The organism is Fictibacillus nanhaiensis (assembly GCF_042686385.1).
Taxonomy (GTDB): Bacteria; Bacillota; Bacilli; order Bacillales; family Fictibacillaceae; genus Fictibacillus; species Fictibacillus nanhaiensis.
In genome coordinates, this window is the sequence record NZ_JBHUPF010000006.1 from 15801 (window position 1) to 36348 (window position 20548).

Annotated in this window: 20 protein-coding genes and 4 tRNA genes; 22 read left to right on the forward strand and 2 right to left on the reverse strand. The window is 42.1% G+C overall.

All coding sequences use genetic code 11. The annotated features are described in order from the left end of the window. The first annotated feature begins 14 nt into the window (after nt 1–14). The 6 genes from mnmG (at nt 15) to ACFS5O_RS03900 (ending at nt 6624) form a co-directional block, all read left to right on the forward strand. Nucleotides 15–1901 (forward strand): tRNA uridine-5-carboxymethylaminomethyl(34) synthesis enzyme MnmG, encoded by a 1887-nt coding sequence (gene mnmG, locus ACFS5O_RS03875; RefSeq protein WP_205724778.1) that lies wholly within the window; start codon nt 15–17, stop codon nt 1899–1901. Between the two features lie 17 nt (nt 1902–1918). Beyond that, nucleotides 1919–2635, forward strand: coding sequence for a 16S rRNA (guanine(527)-N(7))-methyltransferase RsmG (rsmG, locus tag ACFS5O_RS03880; RefSeq protein WP_205724779.1), 717 nt, complete (start codon nt 1919–1921; stop codon nt 2633–2635). A 127-nt stretch (nt 2636–2762) separates the two neighbouring features. After that, nucleotides 2763–3626 carry a nucleoid occlusion protein gene (gene noc, locus ACFS5O_RS03885; protein WP_066399545.1) on the forward strand — a complete coding sequence of 288 codons (864 nt, stop codon included), beginning with the start codon at nt 2763–2765 and terminating at the stop codon, nt 3624–3626. Between the two features lie 444 nt (nt 3627–4070). Beyond that, nucleotides 4071–4844 carry a ParA family protein gene (locus ACFS5O_RS03890; RefSeq protein WP_066399544.1) on the forward strand — a complete coding sequence of 258 codons (774 nt, stop codon included), beginning with the start codon at nt 4071–4073 and terminating at the stop codon, nt 4842–4844. Then, a complete protein-coding gene (locus tag ACFS5O_RS03895) occupies nt 4825–5667 on the forward strand; it encodes a ParB/RepB/Spo0J family partition protein (protein WP_205724780.1) in 843 nt (280 codons plus the stop codon). Before ACFS5O_RS03890 ends, ACFS5O_RS03895 begins: the two co-directional genes overlap by 20 nt. 222 nt (nt 5668–5889) lie before the next feature. Further along, nucleotides 5890–6624 (forward strand): DUF554 domain-containing protein, encoded by a 735-nt coding sequence (locus ACFS5O_RS03900; protein WP_205724781.1) that lies wholly within the window; start codon nt 5890–5892, stop codon nt 6622–6624. A gap of 43 nt (nt 6625–6667) precedes the next feature. On the opposite strand, the gene yyaC is transcribed toward ACFS5O_RS03900, so the two are convergent. Beyond that, nucleotides 6668–7300 (reverse strand): spore protease YyaC, encoded by a 633-nt coding sequence (gene yyaC / locus ACFS5O_RS03905; protein ID WP_153236843.1) that lies wholly within the window; start codon nt 7298–7300, stop codon nt 6668–6670. Nucleotides 7301–7523: 223 nt separating this feature from the next. On the opposite strand from yyaC, the gene ACFS5O_RS03910 reads away from it, so the two are divergent. The 10 genes from ACFS5O_RS03910 (at nt 7524) to dnaB (ending at nt 16899) form a co-directional block, all read left to right on the forward strand. Beyond that, nucleotides 7524–8408: a mechanosensitive ion channel family protein gene (locus ACFS5O_RS03910; protein ID WP_231607313.1), complete on the forward strand. Its 885-nt coding sequence runs from the start codon at nt 7524–7526 to the stop codon at nt 8406–8408. A gap of 13 nt (nt 8409–8421) precedes the next feature. Then, entirely contained in the window at nt 8422–8619 is a 198-nt protein-coding gene (locus ACFS5O_RS03915; RefSeq protein WP_137791311.1) for a DUF951 domain-containing protein, read from the forward strand. 184 nt (nt 8620–8803) lie between these two features. After that, a complete protein-coding gene (gene ychF, locus ACFS5O_RS03920) occupies nt 8804–9901 on the forward strand; it encodes a redox-regulated ATPase YchF (RefSeq protein WP_144696568.1) in 1098 nt (365 codons plus the stop codon). Between the two features lie 404 nt (nt 9902–10305). Then, entirely contained in the window at nt 10306–10596 is a 291-nt protein-coding gene (gene rpsF, locus ACFS5O_RS03925; protein ID WP_066399533.1) for a 30S ribosomal protein S6, read from the forward strand. Nucleotides 10597–10617: 21 nt separating this feature from the next. Further along, a complete protein-coding gene (gene ssb, locus ACFS5O_RS03930; protein WP_205724782.1) occupies nt 10618–11160 on the forward strand; it encodes a single-stranded DNA-binding protein in 543 nt (180 codons plus the stop codon). A gap of 57 nt (nt 11161–11217) precedes the next feature. Beyond that, the gene (gene rpsR, locus ACFS5O_RS03935; protein WP_066399523.1) at nt 11218–11451 is read left to right on the forward strand and encodes a 30S ribosomal protein S18; all 234 of its coding nucleotides are present in this window, start codon (nt 11218–11220) and stop codon (nt 11449–11451) included. A 462-nt stretch (nt 11452–11913) separates the two neighbouring features. After that, complete coding sequence (locus tag ACFS5O_RS03940; RefSeq protein ID WP_205724783.1) at nt 11914–12858, forward strand: YybS family protein; 945 nt, start codon at nt 11914–11916, stop codon at nt 12856–12858. A gap of 11 nt (nt 12859–12869) precedes the next feature. Next, nucleotides 12870–14843 (forward strand): DHH family phosphoesterase, encoded by a 1974-nt coding sequence (locus tag ACFS5O_RS03945; protein ID WP_205724784.1) that lies wholly within the window; start codon nt 12870–12872, stop codon nt 14841–14843. After that, entirely contained in the window at nt 14840–15283 is a 444-nt protein-coding gene (rplI, locus tag ACFS5O_RS03950; protein ID WP_197195446.1) for a 50S ribosomal protein L9, read from the forward strand. The genes ACFS5O_RS03945 and rplI overlap by 4 nt, the downstream gene beginning before the upstream one ends. A gap of 251 nt (nt 15284–15534) precedes the next feature. Further along, nucleotides 15535–16899: a replicative DNA helicase gene (dnaB, locus tag ACFS5O_RS03955; protein ID WP_066244236.1), complete on the forward strand. Its 1365-nt coding sequence runs from the start codon at nt 15535–15537 to the stop codon at nt 16897–16899. A gap of 17 nt (nt 16900–16916) precedes the next feature. On the opposite strand, the gene ACFS5O_RS03960 is transcribed toward dnaB, so the two are convergent. Continuing rightward, entirely contained in the window at nt 16917–17321 is a 405-nt protein-coding gene (locus ACFS5O_RS03960; protein WP_205724785.1) for a UPF0158 family protein, read from the reverse strand. A 219-nt stretch (nt 17322–17540) separates the two neighbouring features. Here ACFS5O_RS03960 and ACFS5O_RS03965 point away from each other — a divergent pair, with 219 nt between their 5' ends. From ACFS5O_RS03965 to ACFS5O_RS03990, 6 genes are all read left to right on the forward strand, one after another. Then, the gene (locus ACFS5O_RS03965; RefSeq protein WP_205724786.1) at nt 17541–18827 is read left to right on the forward strand and encodes an adenylosuccinate synthase; all 1287 of its coding nucleotides are present in this window, start codon (nt 17541–17543) and stop codon (nt 18825–18827) included. A gap of 187 nt (nt 18828–19014) precedes the next feature. Beyond that, nucleotides 19015–19090: transfer RNA gene (locus ACFS5O_RS03970), tRNA-Lys, on the forward strand. 17 nt (nt 19091–19107) lie between these two features. Then, a tRNA-Glu gene (locus ACFS5O_RS03975) sits at nt 19108–19182 on the forward strand. A 35-nt stretch (nt 19183–19217) separates the two neighbouring features. Continuing rightward, nucleotides 19218–19293, forward strand: a tRNA-Asp gene (locus ACFS5O_RS03980). 7 nt (nt 19294–19300) lie between these two features. Next, nucleotides 19301–19376: transfer RNA gene (locus ACFS5O_RS03985), tRNA-Phe, on the forward strand. A gap of 447 nt (nt 19377–19823) precedes the next feature. Further along, nucleotides 19824–20411 (forward strand): glycerol-3-phosphate acyltransferase, encoded by a 588-nt coding sequence (locus tag ACFS5O_RS03990; RefSeq protein ID WP_205724787.1) that lies wholly within the window; start codon nt 19824–19826, stop codon nt 20409–20411. Nucleotides 20412–20548: the final 137 nt, after the last annotated feature.

The following is a 20548-nucleotide window of genomic DNA, read 5'->3' on the forward strand; positions in this document are numbered from 1 at the left end:
AGGAGGTAAAAACGATGGGATATAAAGCAGATACGTTTGATGTGATCGTAGTCGGTGCTGGACATGCGGGTGTTGAAGCAGCACTTGCTTCTGCACGTATGGGCGCTAAAACATTATGTTTAACATTGAACTTAGATACAGTCGCCTATATGCCGTGTAATCCGTCAGTAGGCGGACCGGCTAAAGGGATCGTCGTTCGTGAAGTTGACGCACTCGGCGGAGAGATGGCGCGCAACATCGACAAGACACATATTCAAATGCGTATGCTGAACACAGGTAAAGGCCCAGCGGTACGTGCGCTGCGCGCGCAAGCGGATAAATATCTGTATCAGCATGAAATGAAAAAAACGATGGAAAACACAGAGAACCTTACGTTGCGTCAAGGGATGGTAGAGCGTCTGATCATCGAAGACGGTGAATGTAGAGGGGTAATCACAAAAACCGGAGCAGAGTACGCGGCAAAAGCGGTCGTACTTACAACCGGAACGTACTTAAGAGGGAAGATCATCATCGGAGAACTCGCATATGAGAGCGGCCCGAACAACATGGCTCCTTCTATCAACTTGTCATATCATCTGCAAGAGTTAGGTTTTGATATGGTGCGTTTTAAAACAGGAACACCTCCGCGTGTTAACAGCAAGACGATTGATTATTCAAAAACAGAAATTCAGCCTGGTGACGATGTACCTCGTGCTTTTTCTTATGAAACAACAGAGTTCATCACAGATCAGCTTCCTTGCTGGCTAACGTATACAGGTGAAGAAACGCATCAGTTGATCAACGGAAACCTTCATCGTTCACCGATGTATTCCGGAATGATCGAAGGTACTGGACCGAGATATTGTCCATCGATCGAGGATAAGATTGTCCGTTTCAATGATAAGCCAAGACATCAGATCTTCTTAGAGCCTGAAGGACGCAATACAGAAGAAGTATACGTTCAAGGTCTTTCAACAAGTCTTCCGGAAGATGTGCAGAAACGAATTTTAGCAACGATTCCTGGTCTTGAAAAAGCAGAGTTGATGCGTGCAGGATATGCGATTGAGTATGATGCGATCGTTCCAACTCAACTTTGGCCATCTCTTGAGACGAAGCGCGTGAACGGTCTATTTACAGCTGGACAACTGAACGGAACGAGCGGATATGAAGAGGCAGCGGGTCAAGGACTTATGGCGGGAATCAACGCAGCGTTAAAAGTCCAAGATAAAGAGCCTCTTGTGCTTGATCGTTCAGAAGCGTACATCGGAGTTTTGATCGACGACTTGATCACAAAAGGAACGAACGAACCTTATCGCCTTCTAACATCGCGTGCAGAGTACCGTTTACTTCTTAGACACGATAACGCAGATTTGCGATTAACGAAAAAAGGTCATGAAATCGGACTGATACCACAAGATCGTTACGAACGCTTTGAAGAGAAGAAAGCATTAATTGCGCAGGAAATAGATCGACTTGAGCATGTTTCGATCAAACCGAGTGAAATCGTGCAGCAAGTTCTTGCAGAGTCACAATCGACTCCGTTAAAAGAACCTATGTCAGCGGCTAACTTGTTAAAGCGCCCTGAAATCACATATCCAGTCATTCATAAGCTTGTCCCAGCTGAAACAGCATTGCCAGAGACAGTGATGGAGCAGGTAGAGATCCAAGTGAAATATGCTGGATATATTGATAAACAGCTCGCACAAGTTGAAAAGATGCGCAAGATGGAAAACAAGAAGCTTCCCGTAGATCTTGATTACATGGCAATCAATGGACTAGCGACAGAAGCGAAACAAAAACTTCACGAAGTTCGGCCTCTTTCTGTAGGGCAGGCATCACGTGTATCAGGGGTAAACCCAGCAGATATCTCGATTCTGTTGATCTATCTCGAACAAGGTAAACTGGCGAAGATCGCCCGTTGAGGGGGAACGTGAAAATCATGAATATCGAATTGTTTCAAACTTCCTTAAAAGAAAAGGGAGTCGACTTATCTGAAAAGCAGCTTTCACAGTTTGAAACGTATTATAACTTGCTCGTTGTGTGGAACGAAAAAATGAACCTTACAGCGATCACAGAAAAAGAAGAAGTGTATTTAAAACACTTTTATGATTCTGTGACGGCAGGTTTTTATTTTGACTTTAGTCAAGACATCACGGTGTGTGATGTTGGGGCTGGAGCAGGATTTCCAGCTATTCCACTTAAGATTGCATTCCCAGAAATCAAGCTAACTGTCGTTGATTCTCTGAATAAACGCATCGGCTTCTTACAGCATGTTGTAGATGAACTTGGTTTAGAAGAAGTGTCACTTTATCATGACCGTGCAGAGACTTTTGCTCACCGTCCGGAGTTCAGACAAACGTTCGATCTTGTGACAGCTCGTGCGGTTGCTAGACTATCGGTACTCTCCGAACTCTGTCTGCCACTCGTGAAAATTGGTGGACACTTCTTAGGAATGAAAGGTGCTAACCTTCCTGAAGAAGTGAGAGACGGAGAAAAAGCGGTCAAACTTTTAGGCGGTAAAGTAAAAGATATTCATTCGTTCGTATTACCGATCGAGGAGAGCGAACGCAATATCATTGTCATTGATAAAGTTAAAGAAACACCAAAGAAATTTCCGCGTAAACCAGGAACACCAAACAAATCTCCTATTTCATAATCTTAGGCTGTGTTTCTATGTGAAACACAGCTGTTACATAAAAGAAAGATTTTTACAGACTTGCAGGATTATTGAACTAGAGAGAAGAATTAGTTAACAGGCAGATTACAAAAGGTGGTGTATTCGCATGAAGCATCCTTTTTCACGTTTATTCGGCATCGGCGAAAAGAGCCAGCAAACCTTAGATCCAGAACCAGCTGAAAAAAACGACAACGAAGAAGTACTTCAACTTCCGGTTCAAAGAATCATACCCAACCGGTTTCAGCCTCGTACGGTTTTTATAGATGAACGAATTGAAGAGTTATCACAGACGATTGAAGCTCACGGAATCATTCAGCCCATCGTTGTTCGAGGTATCGGCGACGACAAATACGAGCTGATCGCGGGCGAACGTAGGTGGCGTGCTGTCCAAAAGCTTGGATGGGAAAAGATCCCGGCAATCATAAAAGAGATGGACGACTCTCAAACGGCTTCTGTAGCACTTATTGAGAACCTTCAGCGAGAAGAGTTGACAGCTATCGAAGAAGCGATGGCATATGCTAAGCTTCTAGAACTGCACGGACTCACACAAGAAGGCCTTGCTCAAAAGTTGGGTAAAGGTCAGTCTACGATTGCGAACAAGCTGCGTCTGTTAAAGCTTCCGCAGTCTATTCAAGATGCCCTTTTGCAGAAAAAAGTAACAGAACGTCATGCTCGTGCATTGATCGTTTTGAAATCTCCTGAAAAGATGGAGGCCGTTCTTCAAGAAATCATCGAAAAGCAACTCAATGTGAAGCAAACGGAAGAACGTGTGAAACGAATGATCGAATCTGAGACAGCAGAAAAGAAACCTCAGTCACGCCGTAAATCGTATAGCAAAGATATGCGACTCGCGATCAATACGGTAAGACAATCGGTAGACATGGTCGTACAGAGCGGACTTTCTATCGACACAGAAGAAGAAGAACATGAGGAGTTCTATCAGTTCACGATTCGTATTCCCAAAAAATAAAAAGAGAAGGCCATCAGCTTGAATAGGAGCTGGTGGTTTTTTTGTTGTTTTGATGGTTTGTTGTTTTGATGATGCTGGGTGCTGACTGAAATGGAATGGGTGTGGGGTATCTGGCAGTCGGTCAATGTCGATTGATGTAGACATGCGGATATATGACAAGAATTCGCGGGATTAATTCGGAAATTTCCTGAATTGATGCTAGAATTTAAGGGATTCTTAAGGATGATACCCCTCTCCGTATAGTAAATAATCTACTTATGACCCCTAAAATGCTACTTCTACAACTCTTTCCCACTTAAATTCCTGCAGCAGACAGATTTACAATCAATAAGTAGAAAACCCAACAAAATAAATCCTTCTTTTTCTGTAATTCCGTACGTTATTTTATTTTCTTCGTGATAGAATAATAGATAATGAATGTTTTTAAGTGAGGTAGGTGACAACGTGGCCAAGACCATTGCAGTAGCCAACCAGAAAGGCGGAGTCGGAAAAACGACTACGTCGGTCAACCTTGGTGCATGCTTAGCATATTTCGGTAAAAAAGTATTGCTCGTAGACATAGATCCTCAAGGGAACGCAACAAGTGGCGTAGGTGTAGATAAAGGGGATATCGACCAGTGTATCTACAATGTTCTTGTCGAGGATGTAGAAGTAAAAGACGTGATCGTCGAGACCATCTGTGAAGGTTTACATATCCTCCCGTCGACGATACAGCTTGCTGGAGCTGAGATCGAACTCGTACCAACGATCTCTCGAGAAGTTCGATTGAAAAGAGCGTTAGAAAAGGTAAGTGCCAATTACGATTTTATAATTATCGATTGTCCACCATCATTAGGACTGCTTACCATCAACTCATTAACAGCATCTGACTCAGTCATCATACCTGTTCAGTGCGAGTATTACGCGCTAGAAGGTTTAAGTCAGCTTTTAAACACAGTACGACTCGTACAAAAGCATTTAAATACTGATCTGATGATTGACGGTGTGCTGCTTACCATGCTGGATGCACGTACAAACTTAGGGATTCAAGTCATTGAAGAAGTAAAAAAATATTTTCAAGATAAAGTGTATGAGACCATCATACCAAGAAACGTTAGACTATCAGAAGCGCCGAGTCATGGGAAACCGATCATCATCTACGATCCTAAATCCCGAGGTGCTGATGTTTATTTAGATTTTGCGAAGGAAGTGATCGGCATTGGTGAAAGGGTTAGGTAAAGGGCTACATGCCTTCTTTCCTCCAACAGAAGCAGGGGAAGAAGAGCAGATCAAAGAAGTCAGTATATCAGAGCTAAGGCCAAATCCGTATCAGCCCCGAAAAGTTTTTGACCAAAAAGCCATTGAAGAATTAAAAGAATCCATTATCGAACATGGCATTCTTCAACCCATTGTTGTACGAAAAAGTATTAAAGGATTTGAGATCGTTCTTGGGGAAAGACGATTCCGCGCCGCTTCAGAAGCCGGATTGAAAGTGATCCCTGTAATCGTAAAAGATTATGACGAACAAAAAATGATGGAAGTTGCTCTGATCGAGAACTTGCAGCGTGAAGATCTGAATCCTGTTGAAGAGGCTCAAGCCTATCAGAAGCTGATGGAACACTTAAAACTGACACAAGAAGAGTTAGCTTCTCGAGTTGGAAAGAGTCGTCCTCATATCGCAAACCATATTCGTTTGCTTCAGCTGCCAAAACCTGTTCTTGAACTTCTATCCAACGGACAAATATCAATGGGGCATGGACGAGCATTGCTAGGTCTTAAGAAAAAGACGAAGATGCAGCTTGTCGTTGATCGCGTAATCAATGAAAACTTAAACGTGAGACAGCTTGAGAAATTAATCTTTGATATTAACATGAATGTTTCACGTGGAACAAAGAAAAAAACAGTCCCAGCGAACGTTTTCTTCCAAGAAAAAGAATCATCTTTACGCGATCGATTTGGCACATCCGTTTCGATTAAGAAATCAAAACGAAAAGGGAAGATTGAGATCGAATTCTTTTCACAAGATGACCTGGAACGCATTTTAGAGCTATTAGAAAAATAAGCAGAAAACCATCGTTAAGGTGGTTTTCTTTTTTACTCTTTCTAAAAGAGTTTTGATGAACAGTTTCTAAATATGTATATTAAAATTCACCATTGTGAAGTTGATTGGAGCATCTGAAACGGAGATCAACTTTCAATGCTAACGTATAAACGAGAGTAACCATCTTGAATCAAGCTTATCAAAGATCATAGATGACCTACTTAGATAGGAGAGCATAGAAAAATGTCACTGTTAGGAACGATAGTTAACGGTATTGCAATTATTGCAGGAAGCTTTTTAGGTTTATTTTGGACGAATATTTCTGATCGCTATAAAGATACGATCTTACAAGCGATGGCATTAGCTGTAACGATTTTGGGGATCGGAATGGGTCTGAAGAGCGAGCAGTTCTTAATTGTGATCGCAAGCTTGGCGGTCGGGGGCGCTCTCGGTGAGTGGTGGAATCTTGAAGAGCGATTGAACGCGATTGGCAAGTGGCTCGAGACGAAGATAGGAAAGCAAGACAAGGGATCGGTTGCTACCGGTTTTGTTACGGCTACACTCGTGTTTGTTGTAGGAGCGATGTCTATCGTGGGAGCCCTAGATAGTGGTCTTAGACAACAGCATGACGTTCTTTATACAAAAGCGCTGATCGATGGTTTCTGTGCCATCCTGTTTACCTCAACGCTCGGTATAGGAGTCATGTTCTCCGCTATACCTGTCGTTTTATATCAAGGGATGATTGCTTTGATGGCTACACAAATCGATCGCTTCGTTTCTCAGGAATTGATGGATGCTCTTATCGTTGAGGTCACAGGAACGGGTGGGATCATGATCGTCGCGATCGGACTTAATTTACTTGGCATCACTAAAATTCGTGTGGCAAACCTTCTCCCAGGTTTACTCATCGCAACGATTTTAGTTTTTATCGTTGAAAAATGGGAGAGCATTCTAGCGTTTTCTCATGGATTGATGTAAACAAAAAAAGCCGCTTCTATTCTAATATTAGAAGCGGCTTTTGCTATTGAATTTTGTAAATGTCTTGTGAACGAGATTCTGTGCTTACAATCATGTTTTTTTGTTGAATCTTTTTACGTAAACAAGCCATATGAAGAGAATCAGCGATCAAATCAGCCATCTTCATGACAATGCTGAGTCGTGTGTTTTGAAGAACAAAGTATTCCATAAAACCACTGACGTTTACGATACCTGTAATGTGCATATCACCAACAGGCGGCAGCTGTTTGTTAACGCCAGCCCCTGGTTTAACAGGTCCATCGTTGATCGAGACCATGCCAACGTGGTTTAATCGACCTAAGCAAGCATCAATTCCTATAACAAAAGCACCTGGATGCTCAGTAGCGATCATCTTTAACTTTTCTTCTAAATTCACCGCATGAACAGGATCATCTAGTGTGCCGTAAACAAAGAAGGGGAATGTATCTTTGTTATGCAACTTGGTACCAACTAGAGGACCTAATGCATCACCTGTCGATCTGTCTGTGCCTATACAGACAACGACAACGGGCTGATGAGCTGATTCCGGAAGCATAGGTAAAATTTGTTCGGTGATTCTAAGCATCGCTTCCTTGTCTTCGTGATGCAATTTATATTGAATGGGTTTCCCTAATCCCAGCTTCCGTTTGAGGAACATGACATCCTCTCCTTTATAATGGTTCTACTAGTATACGGAAGAAATCCTTTTCTTATACATGGTAGAATACAATAATCACAGACTTTTGTTTAAAGTCTATACCCGTTTCCCCTGCACTCGTAACTCTAGAAGTTTTTCTTAAAGCAGGTTACGTAATTACATTTGATATTCTCAGTAAAAGCTGATTAAATAATTTCATAATCAAAGAGAGGAAGATGATCCATTGGCAGGTGCGAACTTACCGGAAACTGCAGAGAAAGCCGTCACGATTTTTTCCGATAAAGAATGGTGGACAGGCATTGCTACGACTAGCTTAAAAATTGTAGGCATCATTATACTCGCTATAATTTTCAAATATATTGTAAAAGCAGCGATCGCTAATGTGTTTAAAGTTCGACTCAAATCTCCTCTGCGCTTAAGTGAGAGAAGAGAGAACACCCTATTTAGACTGTTAGATAATGTTGCTTCATATGTTATTTACTTTGTAGCGATCTTAACCATCCTAACGGAGTTCGGTGTAGACATTAAAGCGATCCTTGCCGGTGCTGGAGTGGTTGGTTTAGCGATTGGTTTTGGTGCTCAAAGTCTGGTGAAGGATATCATTACAGGTTTTTTCATCATCTTTGAAAATCAGTTCTCTGTTGGAGACACGGTACGAATCACAAACTTTGAAGGAACCGTTGAAGAAATTGGATTAAGAACGACAAAAATTAAAAGTTGGACAGGAGAATTGCATATCCTGCCGAATTCGTCTATCACAGAAGTTACGAATTTTTCTGTTCATAACAGCATTGCAGTCGTTGACTTGAGCATTGCTTATGAAGAGGATATCGATAAAGCTCAAAATATTATTCAAGAAGTTGTGAAGAACGCTAAGCCAAACTATCCTGAGATGGTCAAAGAACCAGAAGTATTAGGCGTTCAGATGCTCGGTGCATCAGAAGTAGTGATTCGCGTTACGGCAGAGGTCCTTCCGATGACACACTTTAAGATCGCTCGTGAACTTCGTAAAACGCTAAAACACGAGCTTGAAGTTGCGGGGATCGAGATTCCATATCCAAAAATGGTCACGTATCAAAAAGAACCATTACCAAAAGAACATAAATAAGGGAGAGCTGATTATGCAACAAAAAGAATTTCAACTTCACGATGAAGTAGAAATGAAAAAACAGCATCCATGTGGAACGAATCGGTGGAAAGTAATTCGAATGGGTGCTGATATCAGGATTAAGTGCATGGGATGTCAGCATAGTGTGATGCTGCCAAGAGCGGAGTTCGCTAAGAAAATAAAAAAAGTTTTAGCATCTCCAGGTGAGTAACGTTTTGTTTCACGTGAAACAAAACTTAATAATGAAATGATCAAACATTAGAGCCGGGTTATACGACCCGGTTCTTCTTGTTTTTTAAGAGGATAAAACCTATAATTGGGAAGGATATTTTTTTATTACAATGAAAAGTCTTAGGATTTCTAAGCTTTATATAAAACAGAGGAGTGAATGAACAGTGGCTCTTACAACTGGAATCGTTGGTTTACCGAACGTTGGTAAATCTACATTGTTTAATGCTATTACACAAGCGGGTGCTGAATCTGCTAACTATCCGTTCTGTACGATCGATCCGAACGTTGGAATCGTTGAAGTACCAGACAACCGTCTTCAAAAATTAACAGAGATGGTACAACCGAAAAAAGTAGTTCCTACAACTTTTGAGTTCACAGATATCGCAGGAATCGTAAAAGGTGCGAGTAAAGGGGAAGGACTAGGAAACAAATTCTTATCTCACATCCGTCAAACAGATGCGATCCTTCAAGTTGTTCGTTGTTTTGATGATGAAAACATCACGCACGTACACGGTAAAGTGAATCCGATCGATGATATTGAAGTTATCAACCTTGAGCTTATCTTTGCTGATCTAGAGTCGATCGACAAGCGTGTTGCACGTGTTGAAAAGCTTGCGAAGTCTAAAGACAAAGAAGCGGTAGCGGAGTTTGCTGTTCTTTCAAAGATCAAAGAAGCTCTGATGCAAGAACTTCCGGCACGAAGTGTTGATCTAACACCTGAAGAGAAGAAGATTGTTCACACGATGCACCTTCTTACAATGAAGCCGATCCTTTACGTGGCTAACGTAAGCGAAGATGAGCTTCTAGAAGGAACGAACGAGCACGTTGAAGCCGTTAAAGAATACGCGGCACGTGAAAATGCTGAAGTTATCGTTATCTGTGCAAAAGTGGAAGAAGAAATCGCAGAGCTTGATGGCGACGAAAAGATGGCATTCTTAGGTGAACTCGGTATCGAAGAAGCGGGTCTTGATAAATTGATCCGTGCTTCTTATTCCCTACTAGGTCTAGCTACTTACTTTACAGCAGGTGTTCAAGAAGTTCGCGCTTGGACGTTCCGTAAAGGCATGAAGGCTCCTGCATGTGCGGGTATCATTCACACGGATTTTGAAAGAGGATTTATCCGTGCAGAGATTGTAGCTTATGATGATCTGATGGCTGCAGGGAACATGGCAGCTGCTAAAGAAAAAGGTAAAGTTCGTCTTGAAGGTAAAGAATATGAGATGAAAGATGGAGATGTTGTTCATTTCCGTTTTAATGTTTAAAAAAATAAACTTTGAAAGTCGTTGATTTCCGTTCCAGGTGCTTCGCTTTCCGGGGGGCGTGCGGTGAGCCACCTAGCGCTCTGCGCTGTTAGGTGTCTCACCTGTCCCGCTGATCCCCCAGGAGTCTTGCACCTTGCACTACAATCAACTAGTCAGTGAAGTTTTTTACAACACTAATCTCAGAGCAATTTAAAGAATACAGCCCAAGTAATCTAGAAAAACCAAGGAAAAGCAATCGCTTTTCCTCTTTTTTATGCTTTCTTTTAAGAGATGCTTGTTTTATGCAAGATGTTTTGATATAATTCTTTATTGTGAGTTAATTGTCAACAAATCTTGTTATGATGATTTTCTCCTTGCCCGAAATAAATTTTTTGGGCCGCTTAGACCAAAAGGAGGTGAACGGAATGAAAAAGTACGAAATTATGTACATCGTCCGTCCGAATATCGAAGAGGAAGCTCTTAAGGCAACGAAAGAGCGTGCGAAAAGCATCCTAACTGACAACGGTGCGGAGATCGCGAACGAAAAGGAAATGGGTAAAAAGCGTTTAGCTTACGAAATCAATGACTTCCGCGATGGATATTACACGCTATTGGAAGTTAACGCTCCAAACGAAGCGATTAATGAATTCGACCGTCTTATGAAGATCAACGAAGATGTTCTTCGTTTCATGACAATCGTAGACGAAAGAAATTAATCCTTTAAGGAGTGGTTCTGAATGCTAAATCGAGTAGTACTGGTGGGACGTTTAACAAAAGACCCAGAATTAAAGTACACTCCAAACGGTGTGGCAGTTGCTAACTTCACGCTTGCTGTTAATCGACCTTTTTCGAATCAGCAAGGTGAGCGCGAAGCAGATTTTATTAACTGTGTCGTATGGCGTAAGCCCGCTGAAAATGTAGCGAACTTCTTGAAAAAGGGATCGCTTGCAGGAGTGGATGGACGTTTGCAAACTCGTTCTTACGAGAACCAGCAGGGTCAAAGAGTGTATGTTACTGAAGTAATGGCAGAAAGTGTTCAATTCCTTGAACCTAAAAACGCTAATGCTGGAGGCCAGCAATATCAAGGCAACAGCAACAACTTTGGTGGACCATCAAATGACCGCGGATTTGGGCAGCAAAATCAGAACCGCAGCTATGGAAGTGACAACGGATTTGGAGGACAGCAACAGCAGAATCCAAAACGTAATAACTTCAACGATGACCCGTTTGCAAATGATGGCACGCCGATCGACATCTCTGATGACGATTTGCCATTTTAAACTAACGTAAACTATGAATCGGAATATATAAAATAAATCTAAAGGAGGGGACCAACTATGGCTGGACGTCGTGGTGGACGCCAAAAGCGTCGTAAGGTTTGTTTCTTCACTGTAAACAAAATCACTTACATCGACTACAAGGACACTGATCTTTTAAAGCGTTTCGTTTCTGAGCGCGGTAAGATTCTTCCTCGTCGTGTAACTGGTACATCTGCTAAATATCAACGTCAATTGACTCGTGCGATTAAACGCTCTCGTCACATGGCATTGTTACCATATGTATCTGAATAAGATCGTTTAAAGAGCGCAGCTGGGTTTTCCTGGCTGCGTTTTTTTTGTAATAATAGAAGGTCGCAGGCGCGTCGACTTTTGTCGAGGATTGTAGACTCGCGGATAAAAGGCTAAAACTCGTGGATAAACAGCTAAAACTTTAGGATTCAGGCAGGAAATTTGTGGATTGGAGCTCAAAACTTTTGGATTCCTCTTCATTAAGTATGAAAAACGGGTGTGAAATGGCTGAGTCACCCTCTATTAAACCACAGTAGTGCCTTCCCCCATCAATCAGATAACCTATTCACACATATTTACCCTAGAAACAGGTGAATATCACCTATTTTTCACCCCACTCAAGCAAACCTTCCATAATTTGTTTACTTCGCTTCAAGTACGTCTATGCTAGAATTAGCGTTTAAGTTGAATTACGGCGGTTATGTCACTACAATTAGAACATATGAAGAATTTATGAGGTGAATCATGCGCAATACTAGAGTATTGGTGGAAGGTGCCGTTGTTTCGGGCATTTATACGCTTCTTTTTTTGATCAGTATGTACATACCGTTATTTAGCTTGGTCTCGTTATTTATTTTGCCGCTTCCGTTTATCATTTATTTGTACCGGCAAGATCTTAAAGCGGGATTACTTTTATGGGCGGTCACGTTTGGCGTTTCATTGGCTTTTGCGGGGCTTAACGGTATAATTGTCACCCTCTTTGCTGGTTTGACCGGAATCGTGATGGGGGAACTTTATAGAAGAAAAAAATCTGCATTTGCGGTTCTGCTCGGTGCGAGTTTGTCTAACATCGTGAACATGTTAGGAACGCTTGCGATCGCTCAAGTATTCATGGGCATTAATTTTGTTAAAGAATTAGAATCTCAGTTTCAAAGTGCGATAGGTACAGCAGAAGATTTTTATAAAGCAGGTGGACAAGACCCTAGCCAGATCGAAAGGCTTAGAGAGCAAGCGGAATTGATTCCAATGATGCTTCCAACATATATTATCGGGGGAGCTGTTATCCTTGCTTTCTTAACGCATATCGCCGCAAGAATGTTGATGAAAAGAATGCGCTATGATGTGCCATCGTTCCCTCCATTTCGTGAGTGGAACCTGCCAAAATCGTTTTTGTGGTATTATATTATAGCGATTGTTTTAACATTTAGTATGCCTGAAAAGGGTACGTCTTTATATATTGTAACGATAAATTTGTATATGATATTATCGTTTGTACTTATAATACAAGGTTTCACAGTTATTTTTTATTATGCCTGGATAAAGAATTGGAAGAGAAAAAGAATCATATTGTTGATTATACTCTTGTTTTTGCTGAGCTCTATCTTGCCGATTCCTCTGGAAGTCGTTAAATTCTTAGGTATAATTGATTTAGGATTTATGATTAAAAAACGGTTGAAACCCAAACAGTAGGAGCTGAAAGTATGCCAAAGTTTTTACTAAAACGGTGGCATGGTTATCCCGTCATCGCCTTATTTGTAACTTCTGTTGTTCTGGTAAGCATCATCACGTATTTTCATTGGATGATCGGAATGGCAGGCTTCGTGCTGCTCGGTGGTTTGTTTTATTATGCCATGAAAGCCGAAGCTAGTTTTCAGGAGGAACTAGGCGATTATATTTCTACGCTTTCTCACCGCTTGAAGAAGGTGGGAGAAGAAGCGTTGATGGAAATGCCGATCGGGATTATTTTGTATGATGAGGATTTTAAGATCGAATGGGCCAATCCATACATGGGAGCCCTTATTGAAGAAGAGTCCTTTATCGGCCATTCTCTAAACCATGTTTCAGAAGAACTGATTCCTCATATCAAGAGTGATGCGAAGGAAGAAGTTATTAAGATTAACACACATAGATTTCAAGTGAACTTTAAGAAAGAAGATAGACTGCTTTACTTTTTTGATGTAACCGAGCAGTTAGATCTTGAGCGTTTGTATGATGAAGAACAAACGGTCATGGCGATCATCTATCTCGATAACTATGAAGAAGTAACGCAAGGACTCGATGACCAGTTTCGATCAACGATCAACTCAAAAGTTACGTCTGTGTTGAACGAATGGGCGAACGTACATGGCATCTTCCTTAAACGTACGTCTTCTGAGCGGTTTTTAGCTGTATTTAACCAACGAATTCTTTATGAGTTGGAAAAGAACAAATTCAGCGTATTGGATGAAGTGAGAGAGTCTACAGCTAAGCAGAATATCTCTCTTACGCTCAGTATTGGAGTTGCAGCGGGAACATCTTCGCTTCCTGAGCTCGGACAGCTAGCTCAATCCAGTTTGGATCTTGCTCTTGGACGCGGAGGCGACCAGGTTGCGATCAAGCAAACGAACGGAAAAGTACGTTTCTATGGAGGAAAGACAAATCCTGTTGAAAAACGTACCCGCGTCCGTGCTCGCGTCATCTCCCATGCATTAAGTGAATTGGTGGCAGATAGCGACAAGGTCATCATCATGGGGCATAAGAATCCGGATATGGACTCTATCGGTTCTGCGATCGGGATCTTAAAAGTTGCGCAAGTGAATGGAAAAGATGGATATATCGTGCTTGATCAAGCGAATATCGACATTGGCGTTCAGCGTTTGATGGACGAACTAAAAGAAACAGAATCGATTTGGAAGTTCTTTATCTCGCCTGAAGAAGCGCTAGAGCTTGCATCGCGAGACACACTTCTCGTCGTGGTTGATACACATAAACCGACGATGGTTATTGAAGAAAAGCTGTTATCCAAGCTTGATCATGTCGTGGTCATCGATCACCATAGACGTGGTGAGGAGTTCATTAAAGATCCTGTTCTTGTGTACATGGAGCCTTATGCTTCCTCTACGGCAGAGCTCGTGACCGAACTTCTCGAATACCAGCCGAAGAGACTCAAGATGCGCATGCTTGAAGCCACAGCCCTTCTTGCCGGTATTATTGTAGACACGAAGAGTTTCACCCTCAGAACAGGTTCTCGTACGTTTGATGCTGCGTCTTATTTACGAGCGCATGGGGCAGACACGATTCTTGTTCAAAAGTTCTTAAAAGAAGATTTAAACACGTATACAAGACGTTCCAAGCTCATTGAGAGTTCGGAAGTCTATAAAAAAGGCATCGTTATTGCCAAAAGCTCTCCTGAGGATGCATACAATCAAGTCGTGATCGCTCAGGCAGCAGATATACTTTTAACCATGAACGGTATTCAAGCATCCTTTGTTATTGCCAATCGTATTGATGGCAGAGTGAGCATCAGTGCCCGTTCGCTTGGGGACATCAATGTGCAGATGATCATGGAGAGACTGGAAGGCGGAGGACATCTTACGAATGCTGCCTGCCAGATTGAGAACAGCTCGATTGATGAAGCAGAAATCCATTTAAAACGTATTATTGATGAGTATATTGAAGGGGGAGAAGAGGAATGAAAGTAATTTTTCTTCAAGATGTAAAAGGTAAAGGCAAAAAAGGTGAAGTTAAGAACGTTTCTGAAGGATACGCACGCAACTTCTTATTTCCGAAGAACCTAGCTTCAGAAGCTACATCTGGCGCGATGGCGACACTTCAAGGTCAACAGAAGAGCGAAGAGAAGAAACAACAAGCTCAATTGGAAGAGGCTGAAGCGTTAAAAGCAAAGCTTGCTGAGATGACCGTTACGATTAAAACGAAAACAGGTGAAGGTGGCCGTGTTTTCGGATCTGTGACAAGTAAACAGATCGCTGATGGCTTGAAAGAGCAAGGAATCAAGATCGATAAGCGTAAGATCGAGCTTCCTGAGCCGATTAAGGCCCTTGGGTATACGAATGTTTCGATCAAGGTTCATCAACAAGTTACAGCAACTGTAAAGGTACACGTAACAGAAGAATAAAAGAGCCGGGTTATCCCGGTTTTTTTGCGGGCCGAGAAAGCGTTGATCTCCGTTTCAGATGCTCGCTTTCCGGGGGGCGTGCGGTGAGCCTCTTAGCGCTTTGCGCTGTTAAGAGTCTCACCTGTCCCGCTGATCCCCCAGGAGTCTCGCATCTTACACTCTGATCAACCTATACTTGGAGCCAAAACCAAACTAATTTAAAGCTTTAAACCATATATGAACGATTATTAGTAAGGAAAGGAGGAACTACTATGAGTGATTTATTTGCTGATCGTATACCGCCGCAGAATATTGAAGCGGAGCAGGCTGTTCTTGGTGCGATCTTTTTAGAGCCCGAAGCTCTTATTACGGCATCTGAGATTCTGCTTCCTGAAGATTTTTACCGTGCCACTCACCAAAGAATCTATCGCGTGATGCTCGATCTTAATGCAAAAGGTGAGCCGGTCGATCTTATTACTGTTACGTCAGAGCTTCAGGACAAGAACCAGCTGGATGAAGTCGGCGGCTTATCCTTCTTAACAGAGTTGGCGGATAGTTCTCCGACGGCTGCGAACATTGAGTATTACAGCAAGATCGTTGAAGAGAAATCTCTGCTTCGCCGTTTGATCCGTACAGCGACTGATATTACCGCGAACAGCTATGCGCGTGAAGAAGAAGTAGAAGCGATTCTGAACGAAGCGGAGAAGTCGATTTTAGAAGTAGCGAACCGTAAGAACACGAGCGCTTTTACAGCGATTAAGGATGTCTTGGTTCACGCTTACGACAACATTGAAGCTCTTCATAACCGTAAAGGTGATATAACGGGGATTCCGACCGGCTTTAATGACCTGGACCGAATGACGGCTGGGTTTCAGCGAAATGATCTGATCATCGTTGCCGCTCGTCCATCCGTAGGTAAAACCGCGTTTGCTTTGAACATCGCACAGAACGTTGCGACAAAAACAGATGAGAACGTGGCGATTTTCAGTCTAGAGATGGGTGCTGAGCAGCTTGTTATGCGTATGCTTTGTGCAGAGGGAAATTTAGATGCACAGCGTCTTCGTACAGGGTCATTGTTACCAGAAGACTGGCAGAAGCTTACGATGGCTATGGGAAGCTTGTCAGCGGCTGGTATCTACATTGATGATACACCGGGTATTCGTATTAACGATATTCGAGCGAAATGCCGTCGTCTGAAGCAGGAGAAAGGCCTAGGAATGATTTTGATCGATTACCTTCAACTCATTATGGGTAGCGGGAAATCAGGCGAAAACCGCCAACAGGAGGTCTCTGAGATCTCTCGTTCCCTTAAAGCACTTGCGCGTGAGCTGGAAGTGCCGGTTATTGCCCTTTCACAGCTATCTCGTGGAGTTGAATCTCGTCAAGACAAGCGTCCGATGATGTCTGATATTCGTGAATCAGGTTCCATCGAGCAGGATGCCGATATCGTAGCCTTTTTGTATCGTGATGATTATTACGACAAAGAAACAGAAGCGAAGAACATCATCGAGATCATCATCGCTAAGCAGCGTAACGGTCCAACAGGAACGGTAGAGCTCGCTTTCGTAAAAGAATATAACAAGTTCGTTAACCTGGACAGGCGGCACGATGAGAGTGCCATACCGCCAGGCGCATAAAGAAAAGCAGCTAGGAATTATTCCGGCTGCTTTTGTATTTCTTTGATTTTATTTTCGGTTAACCACATCTCTATTCTGCTTTGTACTTTATTTTTTTTGAACGCCTGCCATTTTTCATGGAGATTCAGTTCACTCACTTTTTTGGTAAAACGTTCAAAAGGCTCTTCCTCATTTAATGCGTGAAGCAGTTCGCTGTTTTGATGGAAGCTCTCAAATTCCACCATCCAGCTGAAAGATTCTACGCTCATCACTTTTGGAATCTCTATAAATCGTTCTGGCTCTTCTGCATCTAAAAATTCTAGGTTGGGGAGACCACCGGGCTCGATCGCATCGAGCAATATCGTTTGTTCATTTCTATCTAGATAATAAATGTGGTTCGCTTTTGTATCCATATAAGCCACCATTAATTTTTCGATAAGCAAGTAATCGTACCTCCTAAAAAAGGTGAATACTACAGGATACGATAAGGTTTTTGATCTTCTGGCTATAGAAGTGTGAAATTATTACGAACGAAAATATTGTTTTTTTCTTTTAATGTTCGTGTTTTTAATTGACTTCTATCAGATATATTGCTAAACTAAGCATGGTTTTCAAGATTAGATGATAAATTCGTCAATCGTTAATTTCATGGAGGTGCAACCATGTCATCAGTAGTAGTAGTAGGAACACAATGGGGAGATGAAGGAAAAGGTAAGATTACTGATTATCTCTCAGAAAAAGCAGAAGTAGTAGCTCGATACCAAGGCGGAAACAACGCTGGTCATACAATCGTATTTGAAGGAAAGAAGTATAAGCTTCACCTTATTCCATCTGGAATCTTTTATAAAGATAAAATTTGCGTGATCGGAAACGGAATGGTTGTCGATCCGAAAGCAGTTCTTGAAGAACTTGCTTACCTTCATAGCCACGGAGTAAGTACGGACAACCTTCGTATCTCTAACCGTGCGCACGTCATCCTTCCTTATCATCTTCGTCAAGATATCTTGGAAGAAGAAAGCAAGGGAGCGAACAAGATCGGCACGACGAAAAAAGGTATTGGTCCAGCTTACATGGATAAAGCAGCTCGTATCGGAATTCGTATCGCTGACCTTTTAGATCGTGAAGAATTTGAAGAGAAGTTAGAGCGCAACTTGGCGGAAAAAAATCGTTTGTTCGAACGCATCTACGAATCAGAAGGATTCACAAAAGAAGTGATCTTAGATGAGTATTATGAATACGGTCAACAAATTAAAAAATATGTAGTGGATACATCAGTTGTTCTGAACGATGCACTAGACGATGGCCGTCGCGTTCTTTTTGAAGGTGCACAAGGTGTTATGCTTGATATCGACCAAGGAACATATCCTTTCGTAACGTCATCAAACCCAATCGCAGGGGGAGTAACAATCGGTTCTGGTGTTGGTCCGTCTAAGATCAACCATGTTGTAGGTGTTTCAAAAGCCTATACAACACGTGTTGGTGATGGTCCTTTCCCAACTGAGCTTCATGATGAGATCGGTAACCAAATTCGTGAAGTTGGCCGTGAGTACGGTACAACGACGGGACGTCCTCGTCGTGTAGGTTGGTTTGACGCAGTGGTTGTGCGTCATGCTCGTCGTGTTTCAGGAATCACGGATCTTTCTTTGAACTCAATCGACGTTCTTACAGGTATCGAAACGTTGAAAATCTGTGTAGCCTACAAATACAAAGGCGAACTAACGTATGAATTCCCAGCGAGCCTTAAAGAGCTTGCTCAATGTGAGCCTGTTTATGAAGAGATGCCAGGTTGGACAGAAGATATTACAGGTGTGAAGGATCTTGGTGAGCTTCCAGAAAACGCGCGTCATTATGTAGAGCGCATCTCGCAAGTGACTGGTATTCCACTTTCTATCTTCTCTGTTGGACCAGATCGTGCACAAACAAATATGGTACGTGGCGTATTTGCTTAAATAACTAGTAGCCCCTTGTTGAAACGAGGGGCTTTATTTTTGATGAATGGGGAATGCTTTCGTGAGTATTTTTAAGCATTTGAAAGTTTTTTTGAAAAATATATAGAAAACATATTGCCAAAGCTTCGATATCGTGATAAAGTAACACTTGTCGTGAAAAAACGACAAACGTTTTAAAACAAAGCACGAGCCATTAGCTCAGTTGGTAGAGCATCTGACTTTTAATCAGAGGGTCGAAGGTTCGAGTCCTTCATGGCTCACCACTTTTTTTAAAAAAAGTGGCCCGTTGGTCAAGCGGTTAAGACACCGCCCTTTCACGGCGGTAACACGGGTTCGAATCCCGTACGGGTCACCATTTTTCTTTTAAAGTAAATAAAAGCATTTAAAAGTGGACTCGTGGTGTAGTGGTTAACATGCCTGCCTGTCACGCAGGAGATCGCCGGTTCGACCCCGGTCGGGTCCGCCACTTTTATGGCTCGATAGCTCAGATGGTAGAGCAGAGGACTGAAAATCCTCGTGTCGGCGGTTCGATTCCGTCTCGAGCCACCATTTTACTTTAAATCCTAAAACATGTTGCATGTTCCTTGAAAAGGGAGCATGCTTTTTTTATTTGTGTTTGTGTGGCAGACTTTGGTGAGGGGTATGGAGCGGAGACGGGAATGTCGAAAATGATCGAATGGCCTTTATTTTGTCTTTTAGACTTAATTGCGATCGATTTTGACTTAATTTTTTTTCGTTTTAACTTAATTCCATCCAGAATAAGCTTAATTTTTATTTCGAGTACCCTCCTAGGTATATGTGCTAGCCCCTTTCCCCACAAAAACAACACCGATAGACCTCCAAATAAGCGGGCAGAGATTAATGCACAGAACCATTCAGCTTCTTCACACTAAGATTTATAACACTTTCACACTTACGATAGACATTTAATGCTGTTAAAGAGGGATAAGTACTCAATCGTTCGAATATAGTGTATCAATTGGGATGAGGAAGGTAGTGATCATACAGATGGAATTTGAATGGGCGCTGTATTTGATCGCGAGTTACCTTGTTGGCTGCATCATGACAGGGTTTCTTGTAGCAAAGCTTATAAAAGGCGTTGATTTACGCTTGTTAGGCAGCGGAAATATAGGAGCACGGAATGCTGGCAGAGTTTTAGGGCCATCAGGATTCGTACTCACGTTAGCTGGTGATATTCTAAAAGCGGCAGCAGTCGTTTGGGCAGGGATACAATTTCAATATCCACCATATATACAGCTTCTCGGTTTTTTAGCCGTGATTATAGGACATCTCTATCCGATCTTTCTTCGTTTTCATGGGGGGAAGGGAGTGGCTTCCTTTATTGGGGGGATGATTATTTTTCACCCGATATCGGCTGCCCTTGTAGCAGCTGCGTTTCTACTCTTTTATGGGATTAAAAGAAGTTTAACCGTAGCGGGACTTTTTGCTTTTGCTCTCACACCTTTCTTCTACTGGCTGTTTGAAAAGCAATGGCTAGAGACGCTGCTCTTGATTCCGATCAGCTTCCTTGTTGTGTATGTTCAAAAAGAAGATATTAAAGAGCGCATCAAAATAACGGAATAGGTGTTAAAAAAGGGTATAAATCGGTGAATTTATACTCTTTTTTATGTCGTTTATTTACAGTTGCATTACAAAATCCCTGAAATTCTGACAAAGCGAAATTCCTTGTGATAGGATACTAGAGGTGCTAAAGGCATAAA

What these genes read in the sequence shown, in the direction of transcription:
- mnmG (WP_205724778.1), top strand. Translation starts at nt 15, where the DNA reads ATGGGATATAAAGCAGATACGTTTGATGTGATCGTAGTCGGTGCTGGA.
- rsmG (WP_205724779.1), top strand. Translation starts at nt 1,919, where the DNA reads ATGAATATCGAATTGTTTCAAACTTCCTTAAAAGAAAAGGGAGTCGAC.
- noc (WP_066399545.1), top strand. Translation starts at nt 2,763, where the DNA reads ATGAAGCATCCTTTTTCACGTTTATTCGGCATCGGCGAAAAGAGCCAG.
- ACFS5O_RS03900 (WP_205724781.1), top strand. Translation starts at nt 5,890, where the DNA reads ATGTCACTGTTAGGAACGATAGTTAACGGTATTGCAATTATTGCAGGA.
- yyaC (WP_153236843.1), bottom strand. Translation starts at nt 7,300, where the DNA reads ATGTTCCTCAAACGGAAGCTGGGATTAGGGAAACCCATTCAATATAAA.
- ACFS5O_RS03915 (WP_137791311.1), top strand. Translation starts at nt 8,422, where the DNA reads ATGCAACAAAAAGAATTTCAACTTCACGATGAAGTAGAAATGAAAAAA.
- rpsF (WP_066399533.1), top strand. Translation starts at nt 10,306, where the DNA reads ATGAAAAAGTACGAAATTATGTACATCGTCCGTCCGAATATCGAAGAG.
- ssb (WP_205724782.1), top strand. Translation starts at nt 10,618, where the DNA reads ATGCTAAATCGAGTAGTACTGGTGGGACGTTTAACAAAAGACCCAGAA.
- rpsR (WP_066399523.1), top strand. Translation starts at nt 11,218, where the DNA reads ATGGCTGGACGTCGTGGTGGACGCCAAAAGCGTCGTAAGGTTTGTTTC.
- ACFS5O_RS03940 (WP_205724783.1), top strand. Translation starts at nt 11,914, where the DNA reads ATGCGCAATACTAGAGTATTGGTGGAAGGTGCCGTTGTTTCGGGCATT.
- ACFS5O_RS03945 (WP_205724784.1), top strand. Translation starts at nt 12,870, where the DNA reads ATGCCAAAGTTTTTACTAAAACGGTGGCATGGTTATCCCGTCATCGCC.
- rplI (WP_197195446.1), top strand. Translation starts at nt 14,840, where the DNA reads ATGAAAGTAATTTTTCTTCAAGATGTAAAAGGTAAAGGCAAAAAAGGT.
- dnaB (WP_066244236.1), top strand. Translation starts at nt 15,535, where the DNA reads ATGAGTGATTTATTTGCTGATCGTATACCGCCGCAGAATATTGAAGCG.
- ACFS5O_RS03965 (WP_205724786.1), top strand. Translation starts at nt 17,541, where the DNA reads ATGTCATCAGTAGTAGTAGTAGGAACACAATGGGGAGATGAAGGAAAA.